Source organism: Porticoccus sp. W117, assembly GCF_030341905.1.
Classification (GTDB): domain Bacteria; phylum Pseudomonadota; class Gammaproteobacteria; order Pseudomonadales; family Porticoccaceae; genus SCSIO-12696.
In genome coordinates this window covers 342,840-367,875 of sequence record NZ_JATAAF010000001.1, presented here as the reverse complement: position 1 = coordinate 367,875, position 25,036 = coordinate 342,840, and the positions used below count along the sequence as shown (strand labels likewise).

Below are 25,036 nucleotides of genomic sequence, written 5' to 3'. Positions count from 1 at the left end.
GAACGTGATGAGATTATCGCAGTGTTTGCATGCCTGCCAGAGAGAGCTGGTCGCCGTCCAGAGTTTGGCAGGGTATTTTGCAGTGTTCGCAAGCGAGGCTGTAAAGATGATTTAGTGATTTGTTCGCGATGAAATGTATCTGACTTTGAGAATGGGTTGAGCCAAATAACTTGATCGCATTCTGAATGTCTTTGCCAATAATTAGTCCGGAAAGAAAGTCTGCTGCCTGCTCTGCAGATATCTCTCCGGTAATTTGCCGACTGCGGGTTTCAAACAGCAGATGAAGCAGGTCGCAGCTACTTTGTTCTATGCTGCGCTGAATACCTTGTATAAAAACAGCTTCGTCCGGAAGGTTATTTTCAGTATTCGGTACGAGGATGCTGTGGCGTTTCAATGTGGCGTACAACTCACCACTTAAGCTGGTTAAAAAGCTCTCCACAACGCCGCTGCTTATCTGCACCCATTTACTGTGTGTACCTGGCAGGCAAAGTAAATGACTTCCACTGTTGAGGTGAGCCTGGCATTGCAGTGCCCCTAATAGTTGGGTTTCTTCACCGCGCATAACATCGATGGTACCAGTGGGACTGGTGCAACGAATACCGGGAACAATTTGTGTTGGAATGCCATGAGTGGGTACACGAAAAAGATGATCTTTCAGTGTAGCCAAGGGTAGGGGGCAATTTATATATCCGGCATCCAGCCAACCAATGGTGGAGCCTACCATGCCGCATAACAATATTTGTTCAATGTTTTGCCCAATCCAGGGTTTTATCAGTTTGGCCAATATTTTGGGAATTTGATCCGGGTTGGTATTGGCTATGCCGGGACCATTGCGTCTATCGAGACACTGCTTTGAAGCACTATCCAGTAAAAACAGACGCAGATTGGTTGTGCCCCAATCGCCAACGATGTAACAGGCGGTTGTGCCCGTAGTGCGGCTTTCTGTCATTTTGGGAGGCACTCGTTCATCGATCGCTAATATATTCTGTGTGAGCTTGGTGTTGTTATTTAGTAATATAAATACTATTATAATTTTTGATGAGAGTCCACTGATGATTTATTCGTCATTCCATTCCTGATAAGCAAGGTGTTCATGCATGAAAATCAAAGGCATTCGCTTATATCCTGTGGCGCCAAGATGGGTGTTTCTGGCAATTGACACCGATGCAGGAATTACGGGGTGGGGGGAGCCTGTTATTGAAGGGCGTGCCGCTACGGTAGTTGCAGCAGTTGAAGAGCTTTCGCTCTACCTGATTGATAAAGACCCACGCCAAATTAATGATATTTGGCAAATGCTCTATCGCGGTGGTTTCTATAGAGGTGGGCCAATCCTTATGTCGGCAATTGCAGGCATTGATCAGGCGCTATGGGATATCAAAGGTAAAGCCTTGGGGCAACCAGTCTATGAATTGCTGGGCGGTACCTGTCGGGACAGCATGAAAACCTACGCATGGGTAGGTGGTGATGATCCTGGTGATGAAGTGCGTCAAATGGAAGAGAGGCTGGAGCTGGGCTGGGATACTTTCAAGTTAAATGGTTGCGGTGCCCTAAAATTGATCGATACCTTCAGGGCAGTTGATAAAGTTGTAGAACGAATCGCCACCATTCGGGAAGCCTTTGGCAGCCGCATCGATTTCGGCCTGGATTTTCATGGTCGCGTCTCGGTTCCTATGGCCAAGGTTCTGTTGAAAGAATTAGAGCCGTTTCACCCCTTATTCGTAGAGGAGCCGGTACTTGCTGAACAATATGAACAGTATGCCAAACTTGGCAGGCAGACCAGTATCGTTCTGGCAGCTGGTGAGCGCATGTACAGCCGTTTTGAATTTAAGCACGTACTACAAGATGGCGGGTTGGGAATTATTCAGCCGGACTTGTCCCACGCAGGGGGTATTACCGAATGCTTGAAAATTGCCACCATGGCAGAAGCCTACGATGTTGGCCTGGCGCCGCACTGCCCATTGGGGCCAATAGCCTTGGCTTCTTGCCTGGCAGTGGACTTCGTTTCCTACAATGCGGTCATTCAGGAGCAGTCTATGGGTATTCATTACAATCAAGAAGCGGATCTCCTGGACTATGTAGTCAATAAAGACGACTTCGCTATGACTGACGGCAATATTAAACCACTGCCTGGCCCTGGCTTGGGAGTGGTTATTGACGAAGAGGCCGTCAAAGAGGCCGCCGAACGGCCTATGAATTGGAAGAATCCGCTATGGCGCCATGATGATGGTTGTGTCGCGGAGTGGTAACAGATAAATATTAATCGCCACTAAAAAGTGAGCCAGATCAATAGCAGAGGCAAGATTGGAAATGAGTTCGCCAGATTTTATAAGTGATGCCAAAGGAACACTGGATAACGCGACAAATGATTTTTTCCCGAAATACAAAGATCTTTCCGAAGTGGGGGTCTTTATTACTGGTGGTGGGTCGGGAATTGGCGCCGCTATGGTTGCAGCCTTTGCTGTTCAGGGGGCTAAGGTGGGTTTTGTGTCGCTGACTCAAGAGCCGGCTAATCAGCTTTGTGAGGATGTAGAGCAGCAGACCGGCAATCGCCCTCACTATTACCCATGTGATATTCGCGATATTTACAACCTGGGTAACATCATGAGGAGCTTTCAGGAAGATATTGCTCCCATCAGGGTGCTTGTTAATAACGCTGCCAGAGACACGCGTCACGATGTGAGCAGCTATACACCAGAGCAGTGGGATGATGCTATGAATACCAACCTTCGACCACATTATTTCACAGCTCAATATGCTGTAGATGGTATGCGCAAAGTTGGGGGTGGCTCCATTATCAACTTGGGCTCAAATTCTGCCATTCTCGGCTTGTCTGGCTACCCGGCTTATGTTGCTTCAAAGGCAGGCATTATTGGTTTGACCAAGGCACTAGCGCGGGAGCTAGGCCCGGACAATATTCGGGTGAATTGCTTGATTCCAGGGTGGGTGATGACCGAGCGCCAAAAAAAGCTGTGGGTAACGCCTGAGGCTTTGCAGGAATGCCTGGATCAGCAATCGCTGAAAAGCACCATTTCATGTGAAGATGTTGCCCAATCGGCGCTCTTTCTTGCTGCCAATGCATCAGCCATGATTACCGGACAATCACTCATTATCGACGGCGGGCGGGTTTAGGGGGGCTAAGTAGCTGCCCTGAAAGTATCCTATTTTTTTTGAGTTGCACTATATTTGTGCAACTATGGTTTAAATGATATTTATGCACTACATTTGTGCATAAATTTTATCGTGAATGCTTTGATTCTTCTTAACTGTTTGAAAAATAAATAAAAATAAAAATTGGCACGGTATGTGTAATAGAAGGTTAGAAATTTAACTAACCCTCTAAAAGGAGTACACAACCGTGCGCAACGTTACTTTTAAATCCCTTCTCGCTGCTTTGATTCTGCCTGCCAGTATGGCTCAGGCGGAAGATGTTATTTCTGCCAATGTCAGCCTCACTACCGATTACATATTTCGCGGCCAGTCCCAAACCGGTGAGCACGGTGCCATTCAGGGCGGTTTTGATTACAGCGCTGATAGCGGCTTTTACGCCGGTGCCTGGGCGTCCACTGTGGACTTTGGTTCTTCCGCCCAGGCGGAAGTGGACTTTTACGGCGGTTATGCCGGGTCTTTTTCTGAGTCAGTGGATTACGACATTGGCTACATCTATTACAGCTACACCGGTGAGAGTGCGCTGGACTATCAGGAGCTGACCTTTTCGGTAAGCCTGTCTAATTTGAGTCTTGGGTTGGTGTATTCCGACGAATACCTGGGTGAAGGCGGTGAGAGCTTTGTTTATCTGTCTTCCGGGTACTCCATTTCCCTGCCTCAAGAGTACGCCCTCGACCTGCACCTGGGCTTCAACAGTGCCGACGATATGGACATCACTTTTGATGGCACTGGCGACGACAGCTACATCGACTGGTCTGCAGTCGTTACCAAGAACTTTGGTGGCGCCGACTTCAGCTTGGGGTACTACGGCACTGATATTGGTTCCGGTAATGAGCTGGCGGATGACCGTCTGGTGTTCGCCATCAGCAAGTCTCTGTAATTACAAGTCCATGTAACTAACGGGTAATCATTTTCCTGAAAAGCGCTTGGGAGAACCATTGTGGAAAATCAAATTTTTGAACTTCAGTTCGCCATGGACACCTTTTACTTCCTGGTGTGTGGCGCGCTGGTAATGTGGATGGCGGCGGGCTTTGCCATGCTGGAATCCGGCTTGGTGCGTGCCAAAAATACCACCGAAATTCTCACCAAAAACGTCGCCCTGTTTGCGGTGGCCTGCACCATGTACCTGGTGTGCGGCTACCAGTTTATGTACGACGGTGGCTGGTTCCTGTCCGGTATCGGCGGTGGTGAAAACTACGCGGCTGAGCAACTGGCGGCTTCTGCAGAAAACGGTTTTGGCGGTGATTCCGTCTATTCCGGTGCCTCAGACTTTTTCTTTCAGGTGGTGTTCGTGGCTACCGCTATGTCCATTGTCTCCGGTGCGGTGGCCGAGCGTATGAAACTGTGGGCGTTCCTGTTGTTCGCGGTGGTCATGACTGGCGTTATCTACCCGCTGGAAGGTGGTTGGACCTGGGGCGGCAAAGACGTCTTTGGCCTGTTTAACCTGGGTGACCTTGGTTTCAGTGATTTTGCCGGCTCCGGCATTGTGCATATGGCTGGTGCCGCGGCTGCGTTGGCTGGTGTGTTATTGCTTGGCCCTCGTAAGGGCAAGTACCGCAAAGATGGCAGTGTTGTCGCCATTCCCGGTGCCAACCTGCCGATGGCAACCCTGGGTACCTTTATCCTGTGGATGGGCTGGTTTGGTTTTAATGGCGGTTCAGTGCTGAAACTGGGTGATATTTCCAGTGCTCATTCGGTGGCCATGGTGTTTACCAATACCAATGCGGCGGCGGCCGGTGGTTTGGTGGCTGCTCTGTTGGTAAGCAAGCTGATTTTCAAAAAAGCAGATCTCACCATGTGTCTGAACGGTGCGCTGGCGGGCCTGGTGGCCATTACCGCAGAGCCTTCTACCCCGACTCCTTTGCAGGCCACTCTGTTTGGTGCGCTGGGTGGTGTATTGGTGGTGCACAGCATTGTGATGCTGGACAAGCTGAAAATCGATGATCCGGTGGGTGCTATTTCCGTACACGGTGTGGTTGGCTTGTTGGGGCTGTTGCTGGTTCCTGTCACCAATGACGGTGCCACCATTGGCGGCCAGCTCGCTGGTGCGGCAACCATCGCTTTGTGGACCTTTGGTGCCAGTGCTGTGGTTTGGTTGTTGCTGAAAGTGACTATGGGTATTCGCATCTCCGAAGATGAAGAATACGACGGTGCCGATCTGGCTGAGTGTGGTCTGGAGGCATACCCGGAATTCACTAACCGTTAATGGACTCGTTTAACGAGACAAGTGTAAAGAGGATAAAGTGATGAAATTAGTATCGGCAATTATCAAGCCATTCAAAATGGATGATGTGCGCGAAGCCCTGGCGGAAGTGGGCGTACAAGGTATCACCGCAACAGAGGTAAAGGGTTTTGGACGCCAGAAAGGGCACACAGAGCTGTACCGTGGAGCCGAGTACGTGGTGGATTTTCTGCCCAAGGTTCGCCTGGATATCGCGGTTTCCGGTGATCAGGTGGATGTGGTGGTGGAAGCGATCATCAAATCTGCGGCTACCGGAAAAATTGGTGACGGCAAAATCTTTGTATCTGACCTGCAGGAAGTGGTTCGTATTCGTACCGGGGAAACCGGGGTGGATGCGCTGTAGTCTGGAGCGACTTAGTATCTGTTACCATGCTTTGCAGCTGGTATGACGTCGCCTGTGGTTGTATTCGAGGGCTCAGTAATGAAGAGCACAAAACAAGAAAAGTTTTTACTCCCCAAACTTTCCGGGTTGGCTGTTGCTTTGTTGCTGGTTGGTTGCGAAAGAGAAGGTGGGTCGGGAGCTGGAGTCTCTGCCCCATATTCTGATCAGGCTGCGTCGCAGCCGGTGGTATGCACCTCCTGCGGTGATCTGGGCAAGCTGTCTCCCCGACAACAAGCAATGCAACAGGTAAAACAGGTGGCTGATTCACAGCCAAAGGCAGATGGTGGTACACCGGAAGGGATGGTATTGATCCCTGCTGGCACTTATACCCTGAGCGATACCGTTACCCACAGCACCATGAGCCCTTTGGCCCGTCGGGGCTTTAATCGCCCGCCCGTGTATACCTATGAAACAGAAGCCTTCTGGATTGACGCTCACGAGGTGACTAACGCGGAATTCAAACAGTTTGTGGATGCTACCGGTTATGTCACCACTGCGGAAAAGCCTTTCGATCCGGCAGACTTCCCCGGCTTGAGTGCCCAGCAGCTTGCCGAGGTAAGAGCCACATTCAAACCCGGAGCCGTGGTATTTACACCCCCCGATCACGCAGTTGAGCTGGATACTTTCAATCAGTTTTTGCAGTGGTGGTCTTATGTGCCCGGTGCCAGTTGGAAGTACCCCAAAGGGCCGGGCAGTGATATTGCTGACATGATGGACCACCCGGTGGTTAATGTGTCCTGGTACGACGCCAAGGCCTATGCTGAGTGGGCGGGCAAGCAGTTGCCCAATACTCATCAATGGGAAATTGCCGCTCGCGGTGGCCTGGTGGGCAAGGAGTTTGTCTGGGGGGAAGCGCAGCTTGGCAAAGGCGGTGAAAGTGGCCGCGAATACCAGGCGAATATCTGGCAGGGAGAGTTTCCACAGGCCAACAATAAGGCCGATGGTTTTGTGAGCACAGCGCCGGTAGGCAGTTTCCCGGCCAATGGGTTTGGTATTTACGACATGGCGGGCAATGTTTGGGAGTGGGTAGACGATCTGGCTCCGGGTTACCCGGCGGAGTCAGGGTATCGAACCCAGCGTGGAGGTTCCTACCTGTGCAGCGACGTTTATTGCGCCGCTTTCCGCCCGGCCCACAGTGCCGGATCAGATGCCTATACCGGCCTTGGACATACCGGGTTTCGTTGCATCAGGATGAAGCAATAAACAGCATCAGGGTGATATTAAAGGCTAGCTGGCCGTCACTCGTTTCAGCAGTTGTGCCGTAGACGCATCCCAGCTGCTGTCACCATCTTGTTGAGCAAGCTGCCTGGCAATTTTCTTGCCCAGTTCCACGCCCCATTGGTCAAAGGAGTTGATGCCCCAGATAACGCCTTCGGCAAACACTTTGTGCTCGTAAAGAGCAATCAAGGCGCCCAGGTTGAAAGGTGTGAGCTCGTCCATTAGCAACGTGGTGGAAGGGCGGTTGCCGGGGTAGCGAGCGTGTGCTGGGGTGTCTGCCTCGCTGTGGCCCTTCATCAAAGCCGCTCCCTGGGCCAGCATGTTTTGCAGCAGAATGCGGTGGTGTTCTTCGCTGCTCAATGTGTCTTTGGCCGCGCCGATAAATTGCACCGGTATCAGTTGGGTGCCCTGATGGAGCAGCTGGAAAAACGCGTGCTGGCCGTTAGTGCCCGGTTCCCCCCAGATAACACCGCCGGTGCGATAGGAGATGTCATCGCCATTCTGGGTGACGGACTTGCCGTTACTTTCCATTTCCAGTTGTTGCAAATAAGGCGGCAGGAAGTTCAGGCGCTCACAGTAGGGGATTACCGCAGTCGATGTTGCATTGAGAAAATTGTTGTACCAAATATTCAGCAACGCCAGTATGACCGGCATGTTCTCGCTGAAATCCGTGTTAAAAAAGTGCTCGTCCATGGCCTTGGCGCCATCCAGCAATTCCACAAAACGATCGTAGCCGACGCTGATGGCAATCGACAGGCCAACACCGCTCCACAGGGAGTAGCGGCCGCCTACCCAGTTGCCAAACTCGATAATCTGGTCTCCGGGTACGCCGTAATTCAGTGCGTTGTCACGGTTGGCGGTAATGCCCAGAACATGGCTGCTGGACTCGGGGTTTGCCAGGCCCAATTGCTGGTTCAGCCAGGCGAGGGCGGTTTTTGCATTGAGCAGGGTTTCCTGGGTGGTGAAGGTTTTACTGACAATCACCACCAGGGTGGTTTCTGCATTGAGGCATTTCAGCAGTGTGTTGATCTCGGCGCCATCGACGTTGGAGATAAAGTGACAGCGCACACCTGCATGAGCGTACTGCTGCAGGGCTCGACAGGCCATTTTCGGCCCCAGATCCGAGCCGCCAATACCGATATTGATCACATCGGTAATCTGTTTTCCGCTGCTGCCAAGCCATTGGCCACTGCGAATGCGGTCGCTGACGTCTTTAATCTGGGCCTGGCCTTTGTCCACCAGTTCGGCAACATTGCCACCGTCTACAGAAAAGTCGAACTTCGCCGGGTTGCGCAGTGCGCTATGCAGTACCGGGCGACCCTCTGAACGGTTGATGGGTTCACCGCTGACCATGGCTTTGATGCTGCTTGCCAGGGGGGATACTTCCGCCAGGCTGAACAGGGTGCCTAGAACGCTACTGTTGATCAGGCTTTTGGAATAGTCGAAAAACAAACCTTGCCAGGCAACGCTCATTTGTTGGGCACGGCCAGGATCACTTTCCAGCAGGTTGGCGATACTCAGATCGCCAGCACGGCTGGCTTGTGCCTTCAACAGCTTCCACTGCTCGGTAGAGGAGGGATCGAAATCTGTATTGGTATTCGTCATGCCGGCCACTGTAGCAGAAAATAAAAAAGGACTTATGCCAAAACCACCTGTCGAGGGGTAGGTTTCCTGTTACAGCTAGGCATAAGTCCGGAAAACGAAAATTCGATATCTTAAGTCGTTAAAGGTCGCCGATAACCAGTGCGTTGTCGAGCATGCGGTTGGAGAAGCCCCACTCGTTGTCGTACCAGGCGAGAATTTTCACCTGATCGCCAATCACTTTGGTTTGGGTCTTGTCAAAAATAGACGATGCCGGATTGTGGTTAAAATCTGTGGATACCAGTGGCAGGTCATTAACCGCCAGCACAGATCCCATTTCTCCGTGGGCGGCTTCTTCAACCGCGTGATTGATTTCTTCCACCGACGTGCTTCTGCTCGCCTTGAACGTCAAATCCAGCAAAGAGGTGTTGATCACTGGCACCCGTACCGACAGGCCATCCAGTTTTCCGCGCAGCTCTGGAATAACATCGCCAATGGCGGCAGCGGCACCGGTTTTTGATGGAATCATCGATTGGGTGGCAGAGCGGGCACGACGCAAATCCGTGTGGTAAATGTCATTCAATACCTGGTCATTGGTGTAAGCGTGCACCGTATTGGCCAGGCCGGATTCAATACCCACCGCGCTGTGCAACGCCTTGGCAATGGGTGCCAGGCAGTTGGTGGTGCAGGAAGCGTTGGAGATAACCCGATGCTCTGCGGAAAGAATCTGGTGGTTGACGCCGTGTACCACGGTGGCGTCCATATCAGTGCCGGGGGCGGAAACCAGTACGCGTTTGGCGCCAGCCGCCAGGTGCTTGCTGGCATCCGGGCGTTTGGTAAAGAGGCCGGTGCACTCCATCACCAAATCAATTTCCAGGCTTTCCCAGGGCAGTTCTTCAGGGTTGCGTTCTGCAAATACCTGAATGGTGTCGCCGTCGATAAGCAGCCCGTGTTCGGTTACCGCGACCGTGCGGCCAAAGTGGCCGTGCACCGTGTCGTGGCGCAACAGGTGTGCATTGATTTCCGGGGAGCCCAGATCGTTGATGGCGACAATCTGTATGCGGTCGTTGTAGCCGCCTTCGTAACAGGCTCTAAGGACATTGCGTCCGATACGGCCAAAACCATTAATTGCTACCCTGATCATGACAAGACACCTGCAAGCAAAATTGACATGCGCGCAGTATTTAGTAATTAAATTACAAAATCAACGTTAATTTTTGATTATTTGTTGAAAATTGAAAGTTATTTAGATTTTTGCGAGTTATCTTTTGTGTTTTCGTGTGGCCAGAAGTGAGTCTTTGATTTTTTTCAGGTGGTTGGAGAACTGCGGGCCTCGTTTTACCGCCACTGCGGTGGCCAGTACATCGATCAGAACCAGGTGGTTGATGCGTGACGTCATGGGTGTGTAGAGGTCGGTGTCTTCCGGGGTGTCTACCGGGAGTACGATATCGCACTGCTTGGCCAGTGGGGAGCGTGCGTCGGTGATACCGAGCACTGTGGCACCGGTTTCTTTAGCGACTTCGGCATTTTCGATGATTGCCTTGGTGCGCCCGGTGTATGAGATAAATACCGCTGTATCCTGTTGCCCCATGGCGGAGCAGCTCATGCGTTGATTGAGGATGTCGGTGTGGGCGATGACCGGGGTGTTGAAGCGAAAGAACTTGTGTTGTGCGTCCATGGCTACCGAGCCGGAGGCGCCAAGCCCAAAAAACACAATGCATTTGGCCTGAGCCAGGGCGTTTACCGCCATTTCCAGAGATGGGATATCCAGTGAAGATTGCGTCGTGTGCAGTGTTGCGCGGGTGGATTCAAAGATTTTTTCCGCCAGGGTGCTCAGACTGTCTGAGGGGGTGACGTCCCGTGTCATTAAAGGCTGTCCGTTGGACAGCTCTTTGGCCAGTTTTACTTTGAAGTCCGGGTAGCCCTTACAGCCCATGCTACGGCAAAAGCGGTTGACGGTAGGCTCGCTGACACCGGCTTGTTTGGCGATAACGGCAATCGGAGTGTGTATCGCATCTTCCGGGGCCGCCAGTACCGCCTCGCACACTTTGCGTTCCGACTTGCTCAGGTGAAGGTTTGGGCTTTTCAGTAATGGCAGCAAATTCATGGGGCTGTGCCTGGTGTCTGGGTTGAATTCTGGTGTTGGATTGGTGTCGTCATGATACGTTCGTTGCTGTTGGTGTGAAAGCCACGCTAGCAAAAATGAAAATAAATTACAAAAAATGTTGTTTTTTGTGATTTTTGTCGGTAATTTGTAATCCACTTAATTAACGAGGTGTTGTTGTGGCTTGTGATGTATTGATCTTTGGCGGTGTGGGCGATTTGGCGTATCGCAAGCTGTACCCGTCTTTATACAAGCTGGATAAAAACGGCAGTCTGCCGGAGGGCCTGCGAATTTTTGGTGTTTCCAGGCGGGAAATCCCGGAAGAGGAGTTTCTCACAGAGATTCGCCAGGGCATTTCCCGCAACGAAGACATTGACGCGGATGCCTGGCAGAGCTTTCTTGATCGGCTTCAACTGGTGTTTGCCGATGCCACCGTTGCCGATGACCTGCGCCCGATTAAAGAGCAGTACTTTTCCGACGGCAGTCGCGAACTGATGGTTTACCTGGCAACACCACCCAACATCTTTGCGCCTATTTGCCAGTCAATGGCAGCGGTGGGTCTAAATCGGCCCAGTACGCGTATCGTGGTTGAAAAACCTCTGGGGGATGATCGCGAGTCATTCCGGGAGATCAACTGCCACCTGACGGAGATTTTTGATGAAAGCCAGGTGTATCGCATCGACCATTATCTGGGTAAAGAGGCGGTACAAAACCTGCTGGCGCTGCGCTTTGCCAATGCCCTGTTTGAGCCATTGTGGAATAACAATTACATCGACCACATCCAGATTACCGTTGCCGAAACCGTCGGTGTGGAAGGGCGCTGGGGTTTTTATGACGAAGCCGGTGCGATGCGCGATATGGTGCAGAATCACCTGTTGCAGTTGCTCTGCCTCACCGCCATGGAACCACCTGCGGAGCTGGCTGCGGATGCGGTACGCGATGAAAAACTGAAAGTGCTGCGTTGCCTCAAACCCATTGTTGCCAGCAACCTCAAAGAAACTGTGGTGCGTGGCCAATACGCCGCCGGGGCTGTTGCTGGTGAACCGGTTCCCGGGTATCGGCAAGAGGAGGGGGCAGCTCAGAAATCCGATACCGAAACCTTTGTTGCCCTGAAGGCGGAAGTGGATAACTGGCGCTGGGCTGGCGTGCCATTCTACTTGCGCACCGGCAAACGTCTGCCCATGCGTTATTCCGAAATTGTTATCCAGTTCAAAGAGATTCCTCACTCCATTTTTAGCGGCTCCACCAGCGAACCCAACCGCCTGACCATTCGCCTGCAGCCCAACGATAGCATCCAGCTGAGCTTGATGAGCAAGGTGCCGGGGCTGAAAAAGGGAATGGATTTAAAGGCGGTGCCACTGGACTTGTTCTTCTCCGAAATTTTTGCGGGTGAGCAGGGGGTGAGCGCCTACGAGCGCTTGCTGCTGGATGTGATCAACTCCAATCCGACCCTGTTCGTGCGCTCCGATGAGGTAGAAGCAGCCTGGACATGGGTGGATGGCATCCGCTCCGCCTGGCAGGAAGTTGGCCAAAACGTGGCTCAGTACACCGCTGGCAGTTGGGGGCCTACCGCTGCCATCGCATTGCTGGCGAAAGATGACCGCCAATGGTACGAGGACATTTAAATGGTCAACGGAATACGCAAAGTTCTGACGGATACGGTCTCAATTGCCTCTTATTCGTCTTCGGATCAACTGGCCGAGCAGCTGGCGGCCACCGTCGCCCGTGAACTACGGGACGCTGTCACCGAGCGCGGTGTAGCTACCCTGGCTGTTTCCGGTGGCAGTACCCCGAAGGCTTTCTTTCAGGCGCTTTCCAGAAGGGAGCTGCCCTGGCAGCACGTCATCGTGACCTTGGTTGATGAGCGCTGGGTGGATGCGGATCATCCGGCTTCTAACGCTCGCCTGGTGGCCGAACAGCTGTTGCAAAATCGGGCGCACAAAGCGCGTTTTATGCCACTTAAAAACAGCAGCGAAACGCCTTTCGATGGTGTCAACGAAGTCGAGCAAAGTTTGCAAGAGCTGCCATTGCCGTTTGATGTGGTGGTACTGGGCATGGGTGATGACGGCCATACTGCCTCCTTCTTTCCCCAAGCCGACAATCTGGAAGAAGTGCTGGATATGGAGGGTGAGCGTCTCTGCTTGCCTACCACGCCTCCGGTGGCTCCTCACGACAGAATGACGTTGTCGCTGCCTGCGGTTCTCAACTGTCGCTTTCTCGCCTTGCATTTCGAAGGCAGCAACAAGTGGCGGGTTTTCCAAAAAGCCCTGGGTATGGCCAGTCAGGCCTCTTACCCGGTTTCTGCTGTGTTGCGGCAGAACAAGGTTCCTGTAAACCTCTTTTACACAGGTGAGTCATGAATCCAGTTGTTGAGCAGGTAACGGCCCGTATACGCGAGCGCAGTCGCCAGGGCAGGGCAGATTATCTGGCTGCCATGGCGCAGACGCGGGAAGAGAATCCCCCCAAAAAACGCCTTTCCTGTGGCAATTTGGCCCACGGGTATGCGGCTTGTGGTGAGCAGGATAAGCAGACCATACGCTTGATGAACAGTGCCAATCTGGGCATTGTTACTTCCTACAACGATATGTTGTCAGCCCACCAACCATTGCTGGATTACCCGGAGCAAATCAAAGCAGTGGCCAGAGAAGTTGGCAGCAGCGCTCAGGTGGCCGGTGGTGTTCCCGCCATGTGCGATGGGGTCACCCAGGGTCAACCGGGTATGGAATTGAGCCTGTTTAGCCGCGATGTGGTGGCCATGGCCACTGCGGTTGGCCTCAGCCACAACCTGTTTGACGGTGTGCTGTGCCTCGGAGTGTGCGACAAAATCGTCCCCGGTATGATCATCGGCGCATTGCAATTTGGTCACTTGCCCACGGTTTTTGTCCCGGCCGGCCCCATGCCTTCGGGCATCCCCAATAAAGAAAAAGCCGCTGTGCGCCAGCGTTTTGCCGAGGGCAAAGCCTCTCGCGAAGAATTGCTGGAAGCGGAATCTGCCTCCTACCACAGCCCTGGTACTTGCACCTTTTACGGTACGGCCAACAGCAACCAGGTGTTGATGGAAATGCTCGGTGTGCAATTGCCCGGCAGTTCTTTTGTGAACCCGGAAGACCCGATGCGAGCAGCGCTTACCAGAGAGTCTGTGCTCAAGGTAATCGCCGCCGCCGACCCTGCCAGTGGTATCAGGCCCCTGTGCGAAACCGTCACTGAGGAATCGCTGGTCAACGCCGTGGTTGCCTTGTTGGCTACTGGCGGTTCCACCAACCACACCTTGCACCTGGTAGCCATTGCTGCCGCTGCCGGTATCGATTTGCGCTGGCAGGACTTTGATGACTTGTCTCGTGCGGTGCCTTTGCTGGCCCGCGTGTACCCCAATGGCGAAGCCGACATTAATGCCTTCCAGAGAGCCGGTGGTATGGCCTTCCTGGTGCGCGAGTTGCGTTCTGCCGGGCTGCTGAATGAGAACGTGCATTCCTTGATGGGTGAGGGTCTGGACAGTTTCGAGCTGGCACCTCAGCTGACGGATGATGGGCGCATTGCCTGGCAACACAACGTGCTCGAATCCCGTTTGCCAGAGGTGCTGACCGGTGTTGCAGAACCCTTTGACCAAGAAGGTGGCCTGCGGGTATTGCAAGGCAATCTGGGAGAGTCGGTAATCAAAGTCTCCGCGGTGAAACCGGAGCACCGGGTGGTGTCCGCCCCCTGTCGTATTTTTCACGCCCAGGACGACATCAAAACTGCTTTTGATGCCGGTGAGTTGGATCGCGATGTTATTGCAGTGGTGCGCTTTCAGGGGCCAAAAGCCAACGGCATGCCCGAATTGCACAAGCTGACGCCCTATCTGGGGCTGTTGCAGGATCGCGGTTATCAGGTGGCATTGGTTACCGACGGCCGTATGTCCGGCGCGTCAGGCAAGGTGCCTGCGGCCATTCACCTGTCTCCTGAGGCGGTGGATCAAGGGCCCATCTCGCGCTTGCGCGACGGCGACCTGATTACCCTGGATGCGGAGCAGGGCATTCTCAACGTAAATCTGAGCGATCAGGAACTGGCCCAAAGAGAGCCCGCCACTGCTCCCAGGGACACCCAGAATCTCGGTCGCAATCTGTTCGCCAACTTTCGTCAAGCGGTAGGGGGAGCCAGCAGTGGCGCCTCTTCCCTTGATCCCTGATTGAAAGGGTAATTTCCCATGACTCTTGTCAAAAAACTTGCCGATATCAAAGTGTTGCCTGTTCTTGTTATTGAGGATGACGGCCTCGCTGTTGATCTTTGCCGAGCCTTGCACAACGGTGGTATTAAAGCAGTGGAAATTACCCTGCGTACGCCCGCTGCCGCTGCCGCTATTGCTCGCGTCAAGCAGGCACTTCCAGAGCTGAGTGTGTCTGCAGGTACCGTGCTCAACGGCGATCACGCGTTGCTGGCCGCCGATGCCGGGGTGGATTTTCTGGTCAGTCCCGGAATCGTTGAATCTCTGGTGAAAAAAGCCGAAGCACTGAGCTTGCCACTGCTGCCTGGGGTGGCTACCGCGTCTGAAGTGATGCGTGGCACCGAGATGGGTTTGAACTGCTTTAAATTGTTTCCGGCAGTGGCCGTCGGTGGTATGGACTTGTTGAAGTCGCTGGCGTCGCCGCTGCCCAACGTGTCTTTCTGCCCTACAGGTGGTTTGAGCCTGGACAACTTTACCGACTTTCTGGCGCTGCCCAACGTGGTGTGTGTCGGGGGTTCCTGGATGGCCAATAGCAGTGTTATAGCGGACAGGGATTGGCAACGCATTGAAGACATTGCCAGAGACACGGTTGCCCGTGTCGTGCAATAACGTGTCGCCCAGTAAGTCTCAGAGAATTCCATAATGTCTTCCCAATCCCTGCACGACAATTCCCTGCACAAGCGTTCTCTCCACAACCATTCTATCCATAAGAATGTGCAACTGCTTGGCACCATGCTCGGCAATACCGTCAGGGCTGCCGAAGGTGACAGTGTCTTTGCAAAAGTAGAGATGATCCGCCAATTGGCCAAGCAGGGCAGGGCTGGCGACCCGGTAAAGCAGCAGGAGCTGCTGAATCTGTTGTCAGGTCTGGAGAAAGAAGAATTTCTACCGGTGGTACGAGCCTTTAGCCACTTTCTCAAACTGGCCAACATTGCCGAACAGCACAACGGGTTGTCTCGCTGGAGTGAGTCGACTTATTCCGCCAGCGGCACTTTGGCCAATGTGTTTTCCAAATTGTCCGAAAGCGGCGTCGGTGAGCAGGAGATCGCGGATGCGGTGGCCAGCCTTCATATGGAAATGGTCATTACCGCTCACCCCACGGAAATTACCCGCCGCAGCCTGATTAACAAACACGTGGAAATTCAGCACTGCCTGGGCCAGCTGGAACTGGATGGCATGGCGGATGCCGAGCGCGACGCTCTGGAAAAACGCCTGCAAGAATTGGTGGCCCATATCTGGCACACCAATGAATTTCGGTCTGCCCGCCCAACCCCTGTAGACGAAGCGAAATGGGCCTTGGCGGTGGTGGAAAATTCACTGTGGCGAGCCGTACCAGAATTTTTGCGCCGCCTTTCTTGCACCCTGGAAGAAGCTACCGGCAAGTCGCTGCCGCTGGATGCCAAACCCGTATCGTTTGTCTCCTGGATTGGCGGCGACCGGGATGGCAACCCCAATGTGACCGCCGAAGTCACCCGCGAAGTGATTTTGCTGAATCGCTGGAAGGCGATTGACCTCTATTTGAAAGACATTCGCGAGCTGATTGATGAACTTTCCATGTCTGCCTGTGACAGCGAACTGGCGGAATACACCAATGGAGCTGCCGAGCCCTACCGGGTGGTGTTGCGCGATTTGCGTAATCGCCTGAAAAATACCCTGCGCAATATTGATGCTGAACTCAGTGGCAAATCCGTCAAAGGGCACGCCGGTCTGGAGTCAGCGGATCAGCTGTGGCAGCCGCTGCAGCTGTGTTACCAGTCACTGCACGCCTGCAACATGGGCTCTATTGCCGACAGCAAACTACTGAATACCTTGCGCCGTATCGCCTGCTTTGGCCTCAATTTGCTGCAACTGGATGTTCGCCAGGAGAGTACCCGTCACAGCGATGTGTTCTCCGAACTCACCCAATATCTGGAATTGGGTGATTACAACCAGTGGAGCGAGGAGCAGAAGCAGGAGTTTCTGGTGGCGGAGTTGCAAAACAAGCGCCCGCTGGTGCCTGCTCAATGGCAACCCTCGGCGCCGGTCAAAGAAGTGCTGGATACCTGTGCGGAAATTGCCCGCCAGCCCAAAGGCACCATCACTTCCTACGTGATTTCCATGGCCCGCCAGCCCTCCGATGTGCTGGCGGTGAAACTGTTGCTGAAAATTTCCGGTGTTGAGGAACCTCTGCCGGTAGCACCGCTGTTTGAAACCCTCGATGACCTGGTCAATGCCGCCAGTACCATAAAGCGACTGTTGGATAACTCCTGGTATCGGGAGCATATTCAGGGCCAGCAAATGGTGATGATCGGATACTCCGATTCCGCCAAAGACGCCGGCATGATGGCGGCGGGCTGGGCGCAATACAAAGCCCAGGAGCAACTGCTGGAAGTTTGCGGTAAGGCCGATGTGGCGCTGAAATTGTTTCATGGTCGCGGCGGTACCGTGGGGCGCGGTGGTGCGCCCACACACGCAGCCCTGTTGTCGCAACCCCCAGGCTCCCTCCGCAATGGTTTGCGAGTGACTATTCAGGGGGAAATGATTCAGGCCCAGCTGGGGTTGGCGTCACTGGCCAGTAAAACCCTGGCGCTATACAGCAGTGCGATTCTTACCGCTGATCTGGAGCGCCCGCCGGTGCCGAGCCAACAGTGGCGCGATGTTATGGAATTTCTGTCCGAGCACTCTTGCAATGCCTATCGCCAGTTGGTGCAGGAAGACAGCGATTTTATTGAGTACTTTCGCTCCGCCACTCCGGAGCAGGAATTGGCCAAATTACCTCTCGGCTCGCGGCCGGCGAAGCGCCGTCAGGGCGGTGGCATTGAAACCCTGCGGGCGATTCCCTGGATATTTGCCTGGAGCCAGAATCGTCTGATGTTGCCCGCCTGGCTGGGTGCCGGGCAGGCGCTGCAAAAATGCATCGATGCTGGCCAGCAGGAATTGCTGGAGGCCATGTGTACACAGTGGCCTTTCTTCTCCACGCGCTTGTCGCTTTTGGAAATGGTGTATGCCAAGACGGACAGTAAAATTTCCGCTTACTACGATTCACTGTTGGTTGGCACCGAACTGCATTCTCTGGGCGAACAGCTGCGCAACCAGCTGCAGGCGGACATCGGAACGGCTCTGGCCATCTCCAATGACAGTGACTTGATGGATGATGCGCCGGAAAACAAACAGTCGGTGATTTCCCGCAACGCCTACACCGACCCACTGAATTTTATTCAGGCCGAATTGCTGCGCCGCAACCGAAATGAATGCGACGACACCCTGGAACAAGCCTTGATGGTAACGATTTCGGGGATTGCTGCGGGCATGCGCAATACGGGCTGATGCTGCCTGTTACCTATGTCCAATTGTCAATTGCGTAAGAGAGGGATAAAACGAGTTACCAAAAAAGTTTGCTTACCTGGCTTTTTTGCCAGCTCTCCGAAAGTTGTTTTATGTAATTTAAATTCCGGGCTCATTGAGGGTTTTATGTTCTGTCGCGCGTCAAGAGTAGTTTATGGGGGAATATGACTGTGTCTGAAGGGTTATATCGTCTGGATGAATTCAAAGACAGCTGCGGTTTTGGCTTGATCGCACACCTGCGCGGTGTGCCCAGCCACGGGTTGTTGCAAAACGCCATCGGTGCGTTGACCTGCATGACCCACCGCGGCGGTATTGCCCCGGACGGTAAAACCGGCGACGGCTGCGGTTTGTTGATGCAAAAGCCCGACAGCTTTTTGCGCAATATCGCCCGCAGTCATTTTGCGGTTGAGCTGCCCTCAGTGTATGCCGTTGGCGCGATTTTTCTGAGCCAGAACGAACCGTTGCGCGATGTCGCCAAGGAGGTGTTGGCCGCTGAAATCATGACCCAGGGCTTGCAGGTGGTGGGCTGGCGCCATGTGCCGGTGGACGACAGCTGCCTGGGGGAAATTGCCAAAGAATGTCTGCCTGCCATTGAACAGGTGTTTGTCGCCACCCACGAGTTAGACAAGGCCAACTTTGAAGCCCGCCTGCTGATTGCCCGCCGTCGCGCTGAGCAGCGCCTGGAATCCGATGAAGATTTTCACGTAGTCAGCCTGTCCAGTGGCGTGCTGGGTTACAAGGGCCTGATGATGCCGGTGGATCTGTCGAAGTTTTATCTGGATTTGGCGGACAGCCGCCTGGAAACCGGCATTTGCGTCTTCCACCAGCGTTTTTCCACCAATACCTTGCCGCGCTGGTCGCTGGCGCAACCGTTCCGCATGCTGGCCCACAACGGCGAGATCAACACCATTGAAGGCAACCGCTCCTGGGCGCGGGCCCGGCGTAGCAAATTTGCTTCGCCACTGCTGCCGGATTTACTGGAGGCGGGGGAGTTGGTGAGCAGCTCCGGCTCCGATTCCTTTAGCCTGGACAACATGCTGGAACTGCTGGTGACCGGTGGCATGGACATGCACCGGGCGGTGCGCCTGCTGGTGCCCCCCGCCTGGCACAACGTGGAAGATCGCGACCCGGAAGTACGCGCCTATTATGAATACAGCGCCATGCACATGGAGCCCTGGGACGGCCCCGCTGGACTGGTGCTCACCGATGGTCGTTATGCCATCTGTACTCTGGACCGTAACGGCCTGCGTCCGTCCCGCTGGACCCTGACCCGTGACGACCACATCATTGTGGCCTCGGAAATGGGGGTCTGTGACTTACAGCCTCAGGACGTGGTGGCCAAAGGCCGCCTGGGCCCTGGGGATATTCTCTCCGTGGATACTCACACCGGTCGCATCTTTCATCGGGACGATCTGGAACATTTTTTGGCCAGTCGCCATCCCTACAAAAAGTGGCTTCGTGAGGGCGTGACGCGGCTCGATTCCACCATGGAAGACGAGAGCATCGAGCTGGAAGGCACCCTGGAGCCGGAACAAATACGCACCTACATGAAGATGTTCAACCTCTCCATGGAGGAACGCCAGCAGATCATCCTGCCCATGGCGGAAGGGGGTAAGGAGGCGGTTGGCTCCATGGGGGACGACACACCCATCGCGGTGCTGTCTCGCAAGCAGCGCAACCTGTTTGATTACTTCCGCCAACAATTTGCCCAGGTCACCAACCCGCCCATCGATTCGCTCCGTGAAGTGACGGTGATGTCACTGGGTACCGTGGCCGGTCGCGAACACAACCTGTTTGAGGAAACCCCTCGCCACGGGGTGCGCATTAACCTCAACAGCCCGCTGTTGTCGCCGCGCAAATACTACGCCCTCAAACACAACGAACACCCGGAGTTTCTTGCCCACAAGTTTGATCTCAACTACGACCCGACGGAGATAAACCTGGAAGCGGCCCTGAAACAACTCTGCGAGGACGTGGAACAAAAAGTCCGCGAGGGCATACTGGTCTGTATCCTTTCCGACCACAGTATCCGCGCTGGTTGCCAGCCCATTCATATCCTGCTGGCGGTGGGTGCGGTACACAATCACCTGATCAACACCGGCCTGCGCTGCGACTCCAATATTGTTGCCAGTACCGGTCAGGCCAGGGACGCCCACCAGATTGCCACCCTCATCGGCGTTGGTGCCTCGCTGGTGTACCCGTACCTGAGTTACCACACTCTGTACGACCTCAGCTGCAGCAACGAACTATCTTGCAGCGTCAATAAGGCCTTTAAACAATATCGACGGGGCATTAATCACGGGCTATTGAAGATTATCTCCAAGATGGGCATTTCCACCCTGGCGTCCTATCGCGGTGCCCAGCTGTTTGAAGTGATTGGCCTGTCCAAAGAAATCACCGAGCGTTGCTTCCCGCAAACCACCAGCCGCATTGAGGGCGCCACCTTTGCGGATCTGGAAGCGGACCAGAAAGTGCACGCCACCCGTGCCTGGCAGATTACCCGCACCCTGGAGCCCGGCGGCCTGCACAAATTTGTCTACGGCCAGGAGCAACACGCCTTTGATCCGGACGTGGTGAAAGCCCTGCAAAACGCTGTACGCAACGGTGGCCAGGAACACTGGCAGCCCTACGCCGCATTGATCAACAACCGGCCGACGCTGGCACTGCGGGACATGCTGCAGCTGAACCCGAATCAACAGGCCATTGCGCTGGATGAAGTTGAGCCGGTAACAGACATTGTTCGCTGTTTCGACTCCGCTGCCATGTCCCTGGGGGCCTTGTCCCCAGAAGCCCACGAAGCCCTGGCGGTGGCCATGAACCGCTTGGGCGGGCGCTCCAACTCCGGGGAGGGTGGCGAAGACCCGGTGCGCTTCAACACCGAAAAAATGTCCCGCATCAAGCAGATTGCCTCTGGCCGCTTTGGGGTAACGCCGCACTACCTGGTGAATGCGGACGTACTGCAAATCAAAATCGCCCAGGGCGCCAAGCCCGGTGAGGGCGGCCAGCTGCCCGGCCACAAGGTCAACGACCTGATTGCCCGGTTGCGCTTCTCGGTACCCGGCGTGACCCTGATCTCGCCGCCGCCGCACCACGATATTTATTCCATTGAGGATTTGGCCCAGCTGATCTTCGACCTCAAACAGGTCAACCCGAAAGCCCTGGTATCGGTAAAACTGGTGTCCCGCCCCGGTGTGGGCACCATCGCCGCCGGCGTGGCAAAAACCTACGCGGACTTGATCACCATCTCCGGCCACGACGGTGGCACTGGCGCCAGCCCGATTACCTCCATTCGCTACGCCGGTTCCCCCTGGGAACTGGGCTTGGCAGAAGCCCACCAGACCTTGCAGGTGAACAACCTGCGGGACAAGGTGCGGCTGCAAACCGACGGTGGCCTGAAAACCGGCCTGGATGTGGTGAAAGCCGCCATTCTTGGCGCCGAGAGCTTTGGCTTTGGTACCGCGCCCATGGTGGCGTTGGGCTGTAAATACCTGCGTATTTGCCACCTCAACAACTGCGCCACTGGTGTTGCCACTCAGGATCAACAACTGCGCGACAAACACTTCGAAGGCACCGTGGAGATGGTGATGAACTTCTTCCTCGGCGTGGCGGAAGAAGCGCGGCAGATTATGGCGTCTCTGGGGGTCAGTAGCCTGAAAGAGTTGATTGGCCGCGTTGATCTATTGGATATATTGCCCGGCGACACCGACAAACAACGTCACTTGCAGTTAGCGCCCATCGTCCATACCGATGACCTGCTGGAAGGCAAGCCCCGGTTCTGCATGCTGGAACGCAACCAGCCGTTTGACAAGGCGGAACTGGCAGAGCGCATTCTCAAAGACACCCAGCAAGCCATCCACAGTGGCGAGGGCGGCGAATTCCACTATCCGGTGAGCAATTGCGACCGCTCCATTGGCGCGCGTTTGTCCGGAGAAATCGCCCGTACCTTCGGCGCCGAAGGATTGCCAAACCCGCTGAAACTCCACCTCGACGGCGTGGCGGGCCTCTCCCTGGGGGTGTGGAACGCACCGGGGCTGGAAATTTACCTGAAAGGCGATGCAAACGATTACGTGGGCAAAGGCATGGCTGGCGGCAAGATCGTGTTGCGCCCGGCGGATGGCAGCCAGTTCTCCACGCAACTGGCGCCCATTATGGGCAACACCTGCCTGTACGGCTCTACCGGCGGCCGCCTGTATGCCTCCGGTACCGCCGGTGAACGCTTTGGGGTGCGCAACTCTGGCACCGTGGCGGTGATTGAAGGGGCAGGGGATCATTGCTGTGAATACATGACTGGCGGCATTGTGGTGGTACTGGGCAAAGTGGGCCACAACTTCGGTGCCGGTATGACCGGTGGCTTTGCCTTTGTGCTGGATATGGAGCGCACCATGATGGATCGCATCAATATGGATTCTGTGGATATCAATCGCATCTCCAACGAAGGTGCTCAGGCTTATCGAACCTTGCTCAAACAGTTAATACGAGAGCAGGTGGACGAAACCGACAGTGCCTACGCGCGGGAAATCGTCGACAACTTTGAGGATTACCGTTCCAAGTTCTGGTTGGTGAAGCCCAAGGCGGCCAATCTGGAAGGCCTTTTGTCCAGCTACCAGAAGCGGGGGGAATAAAAAATGAGTAAGCCAAACATCCCCCTGCAAAAGCCCTCGTTCGATAACAACGACTTCCAGTTTGTGGAAGTACCCCGGGAAGACCCGGAGAAAAAGCCCATCGAGGTACGCCGCGACCAGTATGTAGAGATTTACAACCTGTTCGAGCCGGAACAGGCGGCCCAGCAGTCCCACCGCTGCCTGGATTGCGGCAACCCCTACTGCGAATGGAAATGCCCGGTACACAACTACATTCCCAACTGGTTGCAGCTGGTGAGCGATGGCAATATCGCCGAGGCGGTGGAGCTGTGTCACCAGACCAACTCCCTGCCGGAAGTCTGTGGCCGGGTGTGCCCGCAAGACCGCCTCTGTGAAGGTGCATGTACTCTCAACGACGGCTTTGGTGCCGTGACCATTGGCAATGTGGAGAAGTACATTACCGATACCGCCCTGGAAATGGGCTGGAAGCCTGACCTTTCCCAGGTAAAAACCATCGACAAAAAAGTCGCCATTGTCGGTGCCGGCCCGGCGGGTCTGGCTTGTGCGGATGTATTGACACGCAACGGCATCAAGGCCGTCGTTTTTGACCGCTATCCGGAAATTGGCGGTTTGCTCACCTTTGGTATCCCGGAGTTCAAACTGGAAAAATCGGTGATGGTGAAGCGTCGGGAACTGTTTGAAGGCATGGGTATTGAGTTCCAACTAAACACAGAGATTGGTAAAGATATCGCTTTCCAACAGCTGATGGATGACTACGACGCTGTCTTTCTCGGCATGGGTACCTACACCTCCATGCAGGGAAACCTCCCCGGTGAAGACCTACCCGGCGTCTATCCGGCGTTGCCGTTCCTGGTGGGCAATGTTAAAAACAACCTCAATATGGAGCAGGGGGACACCCCCTACATCAACCTGGAAGGCAAGCGCGTCGTGGTACTCGGCGGTGGCGATACCGCCATGGACTGTAACCGCACGTCCATACGCCAGGGTGCCGACAAAGTGACCTGTGCCTACCGCCGCGACCGGGACAATATGCCGGGCTCGCGCAAAGAAGTGGAAAACGCTTTGGAAGAGGGGGTGCACTTCCTGTTTAACCGCCAGCCGGTGGAAATCGTCGGCGATGGCATAGTGGAAGGCATCAAACTGGTAGAAACCCGCCTGGGTGAGCCCGACGCCAGTGGCCGCCGCCGCCCGGAAACCGTGCCCGGCAGTGAAAAAATCATCCCTGCTGACGTGGTGCTGGTAGCGTTTGGCTTCCGTCCCAGCCCGGCGCCCTGGTTCGCTGACTTCGACATCAACCTGGATGACGGCGACCGTGTGATTGCCTCTGAACACCAGGAACTGCCATTCCAGACCGGCAACCCGAAAATTTTCGCCGGTGGCGATATGGTGCGCGGTTCTGATTTGGTGGTGACGGCCATCTGGGAAGGCAGGCAGGCGGCGCGGGGGATTATGGACTTCTTAGAGGTGTGAGTTTAGAGGTGTAAGTCTTGAGGTATAAGTCTTAGCTCCCAGCCCTTTGTTTTACTCTTGTATAACTTTTTGCTCGGTTATACAATCGTAAAACATTTTAATCAGGAGACAGTGCCATGACAGCCGTTGCTGTACGCCAATCAGGTGGAGCGAACATCGTCAGCATTCCCAAGGCTATCGTCAAAACACTGGGATTACAGGTAGGCTCAAAACTGGATTTATCCATTGTTGATAACCGGATTGTTTTGACGCCTATTGAAGATGAACAATCTTTGGAAGAACTGCTGGCTAATAGCCCCAGAGAGTGCTTTCAGGTTACTGATGAAGATCGGGAGTGGATTGACGCCATCCATACAGATAAGGAAATCTAATGTACGTACCAGAGAAAGGAGACATCGTTACTTTGAGTTTTGACCCCAGTGCTGGAAATGAAATTATGAAGCGTCGCCCGGCGCTAGTGATTTCTCGCCAGATGTTCAATGAGCATACGGGGTTTGCCATTGTCGCTCCTATCACCAGCACCAAGCGAGGAATGGCACTGGAAGTTGAGCTTGAGGGAACAAATTCTCAGGGAGTGGTTTTAATTCACCAACTGCGCTCGCTGGATGTGGACAGCCGGGGTGTTGAGTTCGTTGAAAAGGCTCCGACTGCACTCATAGAGCGAGCTACCAGTTTGGCGGTTACCATTATTCGCTGAAACCGTCGTATTTCCCCCTTGGTTACCAGGCGTCGTTCTGGTGGTAATTGC

Annotated in this window: 19 protein-coding genes; 15 read left to right on the top strand and 4 right to left on the bottom strand. The window is 54.4% G+C overall.

All coding sequences use genetic code 11. The features are described from left to right. Positions 1-13 precede the first annotated feature (13 nt). Positions 14-949: a 2-dehydro-3-deoxygalactonokinase gene (locus tag QSV34_RS01675; RefSeq protein ID WP_289151423.1), complete on the bottom strand. Its 936-nt coding sequence runs from the start codon at positions 947-949 to the stop codon at positions 14-16. Between the two features lie 148 nt (positions 950-1,097). Between QSV34_RS01675 and dgoD the strand changes: the two genes are divergently transcribed. The 6 genes from dgoD (at position 1,098) to QSV34_RS01645 (ending at position 6,992) form a co-directional block, all read left to right on the top strand. Beyond that, positions 1,098-2,246 carry a galactonate dehydratase gene (dgoD, locus tag QSV34_RS01670; RefSeq protein WP_289151421.1) on the top strand — a complete coding sequence of 383 codons (1,149 nt, stop codon included), beginning with the start codon at positions 1,098-1,100 and terminating at the stop codon, positions 2,244-2,246. A 61-nt stretch (positions 2,247-2,307) separates the two neighbouring features. Then, positions 2,308-3,129: an SDR family NAD(P)-dependent oxidoreductase gene (locus tag QSV34_RS01665; RefSeq protein WP_289151462.1), complete on the top strand. Its 822-nt coding sequence runs from the start codon at positions 2,308-2,310 to the stop codon at positions 3,127-3,129. A gap of 226 nt (positions 3,130-3,355) precedes the next feature. After that, the gene (locus tag QSV34_RS01660; protein WP_289151419.1) at positions 3,356-4,045 is read left to right on the top strand and encodes a TorF family putative porin; all 690 of its coding nucleotides are present in this window, start codon (positions 3,356-3,358) and stop codon (positions 4,043-4,045) included. Between the two features lie 60 nt (positions 4,046-4,105). Then, positions 4,106-5,371: an ammonium transporter AmtB gene (locus tag QSV34_RS01655; protein WP_289151417.1), complete on the top strand. Its 1,266-nt coding sequence runs from the start codon at positions 4,106-4,108 to the stop codon at positions 5,369-5,371. Between the two features lie 40 nt (positions 5,372-5,411). Then, complete coding sequence (locus tag QSV34_RS01650) at positions 5,412-5,750, top strand: P-II family nitrogen regulator (protein WP_289151416.1); 339 nt, start codon at positions 5,412-5,414, stop codon at positions 5,748-5,750. 78 nt (positions 5,751-5,828) lie between these two features. Then, positions 5,829-6,992 carry a formylglycine-generating enzyme family protein gene (locus QSV34_RS01645; RefSeq protein WP_289151415.1) on the top strand — a complete coding sequence of 388 codons (1,164 nt, stop codon included), beginning with the start codon at positions 5,829-5,831 and terminating at the stop codon, positions 6,990-6,992. 24 nt (positions 6,993-7,016) lie between these two features. Here QSV34_RS01645 and pgi read toward each other — a convergent pair whose 3' ends face one another. From pgi to hexR, 3 genes are all read right to left on the bottom strand, one after another. Beyond that, positions 7,017-8,612: a glucose-6-phosphate isomerase gene (gene pgi, locus QSV34_RS01640; protein ID WP_289151413.1), complete on the bottom strand. Its 1,596-nt coding sequence runs from the start codon at positions 8,610-8,612 to the stop codon at positions 7,017-7,019. A gap of 118 nt (positions 8,613-8,730) precedes the next feature. After that, positions 8,731-9,732, bottom strand: coding sequence for a type I glyceraldehyde-3-phosphate dehydrogenase (gene gap / locus QSV34_RS01635; protein ID WP_289151412.1), 1,002 nt, complete (start codon positions 9,730-9,732; stop codon positions 8,731-8,733). A 117-nt stretch (positions 9,733-9,849) separates the two neighbouring features. Further along, positions 9,850-10,695 carry a transcriptional regulator HexR gene (gene hexR, locus QSV34_RS01630; protein ID WP_289151410.1) on the bottom strand — a complete coding sequence of 282 codons (846 nt, stop codon included), beginning with the start codon at positions 10,693-10,695 and terminating at the stop codon, positions 9,850-9,852. Between the two features lie 176 nt (positions 10,696-10,871). Here hexR and zwf point away from each other — a divergent pair, with 176 nt between their 5' ends. The 9 genes from zwf to QSV34_RS01585 all read left to right on the top strand — a co-directional run bounded on the left by zwf (position 10,872) and on the right by QSV34_RS01585 (position 24,985). Continuing rightward, positions 10,872-12,317: a glucose-6-phosphate dehydrogenase gene (gene zwf, locus QSV34_RS01625; protein ID WP_289151409.1), complete on the top strand. Its 1,446-nt coding sequence runs from the start codon at positions 10,872-10,874 to the stop codon at positions 12,315-12,317. Beyond that, on the top strand, positions 12,318-13,052 hold the full coding sequence (gene pgl / locus QSV34_RS01620) for a 6-phosphogluconolactonase (RefSeq protein ID WP_289151407.1): 735 nt from the start codon (positions 12,318-12,320) through the stop codon (positions 13,050-13,052). Next, positions 13,049-14,857, top strand: coding sequence for a phosphogluconate dehydratase (gene edd, locus QSV34_RS01615; protein ID WP_289151405.1), 1,809 nt, complete (start codon positions 13,049-13,051; stop codon positions 14,855-14,857). The genes pgl and edd overlap by 4 nt, the downstream gene beginning before the upstream one ends. A gap of 18 nt (positions 14,858-14,875) precedes the next feature. Next, on the top strand, positions 14,876-15,502 hold the full coding sequence (gene eda / locus QSV34_RS01610) for a bifunctional 4-hydroxy-2-oxoglutarate aldolase/2-dehydro-3-deoxy-phosphogluconate aldolase (RefSeq protein WP_289151403.1): 627 nt from the start codon (positions 14,876-14,878) through the stop codon (positions 15,500-15,502). 33 nt (positions 15,503-15,535) lie between these two features. Further along, the gene (ppc, locus tag QSV34_RS01605) at positions 15,536-18,199 is read left to right on the top strand and encodes a phosphoenolpyruvate carboxylase (protein WP_289151401.1); all 2,664 of its coding nucleotides are present in this window, start codon (positions 15,536-15,538) and stop codon (positions 18,197-18,199) included. 188 nt (positions 18,200-18,387) lie between these two features. Beyond that, positions 18,388-22,839, top strand: a complete 4,452-nt coding sequence (gene gltB, locus QSV34_RS01600; protein WP_289151400.1) for a glutamate synthase large subunit — start codon at positions 18,388-18,390, stop codon at positions 22,837-22,839. Positions 22,840-22,842: 3 nt separating this feature from the next. Beyond that, on the top strand, positions 22,843-24,288 hold the full coding sequence (locus tag QSV34_RS01595) for a glutamate synthase small subunit GltD family protein (RefSeq protein ID WP_289151398.1): 1,446 nt from the start codon (positions 22,843-22,845) through the stop codon (positions 24,286-24,288). 116 nt (positions 24,289-24,404) lie between these two features. Next, positions 24,405-24,659 (top strand): AbrB/MazE/SpoVT family DNA-binding domain-containing protein, encoded by a 255-nt coding sequence (locus tag QSV34_RS01590; protein ID WP_289151396.1) that lies wholly within the window; start codon positions 24,405-24,407, stop codon positions 24,657-24,659. After that, entirely contained in the window at positions 24,659-24,985 is a 327-nt protein-coding gene (locus QSV34_RS01585; protein ID WP_289151394.1) for a type II toxin-antitoxin system PemK/MazF family toxin, read from the top strand. Before QSV34_RS01590 ends, QSV34_RS01585 begins: the two co-directional genes overlap by 1 nt. The last annotated feature ends 51 nt before the right edge of the window (positions 24,986-25,036 follow it).

Bases quoted from the DNA above. Each gene is read 5' to 3' on its own strand.
- gap (WP_289151412.1), bottom strand. From the start codon at position 9,732: ATGATCAGGGTAGCAATTAATGGTTTTGGCCGTATCGGACGCAATGTC.
- eda (WP_289151403.1), top strand. From the start codon at position 14,876: ATGACTCTTGTCAAAAAACTTGCCGATATCAAAGTGTTGCCTGTTCTT.
- hexR (WP_289151410.1), bottom strand. From the start codon at position 10,695: ATGAATTTGCTGCCATTACTGAAAAGCCCAAACCTTCACCTGAGCAAG.
- pgi (WP_289151413.1), bottom strand. From the start codon at position 8,612: ATGACGAATACCAATACAGATTTCGATCCCTCCTCTACCGAGCAGTGG.
- edd (WP_289151405.1), top strand. From the start codon at position 13,049: ATGAATCCAGTTGTTGAGCAGGTAACGGCCCGTATACGCGAGCGCAGT.
- QSV34_RS01675 (WP_289151423.1), bottom strand. From the start codon at position 949: ATGACAGAAAGCCGCACTACGGGCACAACCGCCTGTTACATCGTTGGC.
- QSV34_RS01585 (WP_289151394.1), top strand. From the start codon at position 24,659: ATGTACGTACCAGAGAAAGGAGACATCGTTACTTTGAGTTTTGACCCC.
- QSV34_RS01650 (WP_289151416.1), top strand. From the start codon at position 5,412: ATGAAATTAGTATCGGCAATTATCAAGCCATTCAAAATGGATGATGTG.
- QSV34_RS01665 (WP_289151462.1), top strand. From the start codon at position 2,308: ATGAGTTCGCCAGATTTTATAAGTGATGCCAAAGGAACACTGGATAAC.
- QSV34_RS01595 (WP_289151398.1), top strand. From the start codon at position 22,843: ATGAGTAAGCCAAACATCCCCCTGCAAAAGCCCTCGTTCGATAACAAC.
- pgl (WP_289151407.1), top strand. From the start codon at position 12,318: ATGGTCAACGGAATACGCAAAGTTCTGACGGATACGGTCTCAATTGCC.
- ppc (WP_289151401.1), top strand. From the start codon at position 15,536: ATGTCTTCCCAATCCCTGCACGACAATTCCCTGCACAAGCGTTCTCTC.
- dgoD (WP_289151421.1), top strand. From the start codon at position 1,098: ATGAAAATCAAAGGCATTCGCTTATATCCTGTGGCGCCAAGATGGGTG.
- QSV34_RS01645 (WP_289151415.1), top strand. From the start codon at position 5,829: ATGAAGAGCACAAAACAAGAAAAGTTTTTACTCCCCAAACTTTCCGGG.
- QSV34_RS01590 (WP_289151396.1), top strand. From the start codon at position 24,405: ATGACAGCCGTTGCTGTACGCCAATCAGGTGGAGCGAACATCGTCAGC.